Annotated in this window: 3 protein-coding genes; all 3 read right to left on the bottom strand. The window is 34.0% G+C overall.

The genetic code is table 11. The features are described from left to right. Positions 1-104: 104 nt before the first annotated feature. Entirely contained in the window at positions 105-503 is a 399-nt protein-coding gene (locus AAOP42_RS23745) for an amidohydrolase family protein (protein WP_502947641.1), read from the bottom strand. Between the two features lie 107 nt (positions 504-610). Beyond that, entirely contained in the window at positions 611-1,864 is a 1,254-nt protein-coding gene (locus AAOP42_RS02680; protein ID WP_349526915.1) for a serine hydrolase domain-containing protein, read from the bottom strand. 122 nt (positions 1,865-1,986) lie between these two features. Next, positions 1,987-2,478 carry a LytR/AlgR family response regulator transcription factor gene (locus AAOP42_RS02675; RefSeq protein ID WP_349526914.1) on the bottom strand — a complete coding sequence of 164 codons (492 nt, stop codon included), beginning with the start codon at positions 2,476-2,478 and terminating at the stop codon, positions 1,987-1,989. Between the last annotated feature and the right edge of the window lie 170 nt (positions 2,479-2,648).

Raw genomic sequence — 2,648 nt, 5'->3', positions numbered from 1 at the left:
TTAAACGAAATGAGAAAAGATTTTTTCGATTTCCTAAAACTACCCCCGTCCCCTGAAGGGGTGATCAAAAAGTCCCCTTTAGGGGATTTAGGCCTGCCTACCGATCAGGCAGGGGTGATTTTGATGAATTTCCTTAGAAGGCAAAATCTTTTCTCGGACACCAATAATTCTATATCAAGGTATCTACCGGAGTTGCCCAAATCCCGGACAGTGGTAAATCCACTCATTAACCACGATTTTGCAAATTTTGCTCCTCTTAGAATCCTATGAGCATCACTTTCAAAAAGTATTTCTTTTAAAATACCATTTTTTTCGCCTATTTCTTCCGAATGTAAAAAATGAGTATGACCATCGATTAAACCGGGTATGACCGTATAGACTGATAAATCGATGATGTCTTTATTTTTCAGGAGCCCTACACTACTTGTAATCTTTGTTATTTTCCCATCTCTAACTTCAATCAACTGGTTTTTAATCAATTGCTTGTGCTCAGAGTCAAACATATATCCGGCAAAAATGCAAATAGGCTTTTCTTCTTTAGGTTGGCTGTTAAATGAGCTAAAAAGGACTAGAAAAAAACATAATAGTATTTGAGTCGAAGTTTTCACAATTATTGATTTGCTAGCTTTTTACATGAAAATGCGTCGATTCCATATTGACCAATGATTAAAGATTCAATTTTACCAGCATCGTCCCTTATAAATCTTAAAGAGGTAGATTCATTAGCGATAAATTCATCCTTAGAAATAGGAAATAACATTAAGTCCTGTCCCATTAATTCAATTCTTAGATTACCTTTATCTATAAAGATGTTGAACTTAATTTTTTGTTGTAACTGATACTGTCCTACATAGTCTTCCAACTTTTTTTCCGCTACAATAATCTGTCTCTCTGGCGCATATTGTTTGTTAATCCTATTAAAAAGTTCATTCCCAGATTCAGATAAAGAACGAACAATATTCTCATAAATTAATAACCCATTATCTCCCCCTTTTGTAAATACTGTTACACTGCTTTGATCTTTCGGGAATATCACTGTGAAGTTTTTTACACCAGATCCTGCACCGGAATGGAATATTGCATAATTGTTGTTCTTGTCGAGTGCTTCAGACACTTCCCATCCAAGCCCGTAATACATATTTGGTTTAATATATGTATGATTTTTATGCATTGTGCTATAGAGAGAGTTGGTAATTCCTGCACCTTCCATAATGTATTTGCAAAATTTAGTATAATCATGTATTGTAGTATTCATTCCTCCTGCGGCACTTCCAATTTTTGATTCATACATCTCAGCAGGTTTAAATACTAAAGAATCAATATAATCTTGAATACTTGCCCCCAATTTTAAATCTAAAATCTCTCGTAGATATTCATACCCTTCTCCAGAATAGGTATATCTGCTTCCTGGTTCGTGGTAAAAATCCAATTCTCCTGAAAGGGTCATGTACCTCCAATTAGGAAGACCGGATTGGTGTGATAGTACATGACGAACGGTTAATTTTTTATGCATGTCAATATTCTTGATTTCCGAATGGAGACCAAATGGATAAATCCTTTCATCAAGATCCAGAATGTTAGAATCAATTAATTGTAATACAGCATTCGCAAAAACTGGTTTTGTCAATGAAGCAGCATCAAATTGCATATGCTGAATGCTATCGGTAGCGCCATGTAATTTATGAAAGACTTTTGTGTACTCTATTTGGCCATTTTCAATGATCCCTATTGCTACAAATTCAACATTATACTCTTTTTGCCATTGTAATATTTTATTTTCAAAATCATATTTTTTCTGTTCTACCTGGCTGTACAAAACGGTTGACAAGGTCAGGAAGCCTAAAATTAATAGTACACTTTTCATGTTCTTCATATGCAAGAATTTTAAATTAATGCATCGAAAGTAAACAATCTCAAAGTCTGTTTTTTAAAGAATAGATGAAGTGGAGGAATGAAGAGACCAACAGGTGATTTGTAGCGACATCATTAAATCCCCTGATCAATAATTCTGGATAAATTATCCTTATACGATTCCCCGACAGGAACTTCTATGTTATCTATAAAAATAAAATTCTTGTTCAGGGAACTAACTTTGGAAATATTTATGATATACGACTTGTGAATACGAAAGAAATATCTGGCAGGTAATTTGTCCATTATGGATTTCATACTCATTCTTGTCATTATAGGCTGTGTGTGATTTTCCAGGTAAATTTTTAAGTAATCTTTTAACCCTTGAACATAGTGGATTTTACGCCACTCTATTTTAACTAATTTATACTCTACGTGCAGAAAAAAATGATCAGGAGTATCATTATCGATATTTGTTTTTTGTTTTCTTAAATCAAACTCATCCTTTGCCCTGTTACAAGCAACCACAAATCGACTTAATGCAAAAGGTTTCAGTAAATAATCTACCACCCTATGTTCAAAAGCTTCCAATGCATAATCCTGATATGCCGTAGTGAGTATTATCATTGGAGGTTTTACAAGTGTCTTAATAAACTGTGGAACTGCTACATTTGACAGGACAGTAAGTTAAGCTCGTTAAGCTAAATTTACATAAGATGAAACAAGAAAGAAGACACTTCGATAAGGAGTTCAAAATGATGGCAGTAAATCTGTGTTTGACAGGGAAGTCAACCAAA

The sequence above is a fragment of the Reichenbachiella sp. MALMAid0571 genome (genome assembly GCF_040151475.1).
Classification (GTDB): domain Bacteria; phylum Bacteroidota; class Bacteroidia; order Cytophagales; family Cyclobacteriaceae; genus CAXBNB01.
This window is presented reverse-complemented; position numbering and strand designations above follow the sequence as displayed.

What these genes read in the sequence shown, in the direction of transcription:
- AAOP42_RS02675 (WP_349526914.1), bottom strand. Translation starts at nt 2,478, where the DNA reads ATGATAATACTCACTACGGCATATCAGGATTATGCATTGGAAGCTTTT.
- AAOP42_RS23745 (WP_502947641.1), bottom strand. Translation starts at nt 503, where the DNA reads ATGTTTGACTCTGAGCACAAGCAATTGATTAAAAACCAGTTGATTGAA.
- AAOP42_RS02680 (WP_349526915.1), bottom strand. Translation starts at nt 1,864, where the DNA reads ATGAAAAGTGTACTATTAATTTTAGGCTTCCTGACCTTGTCAACCGTT.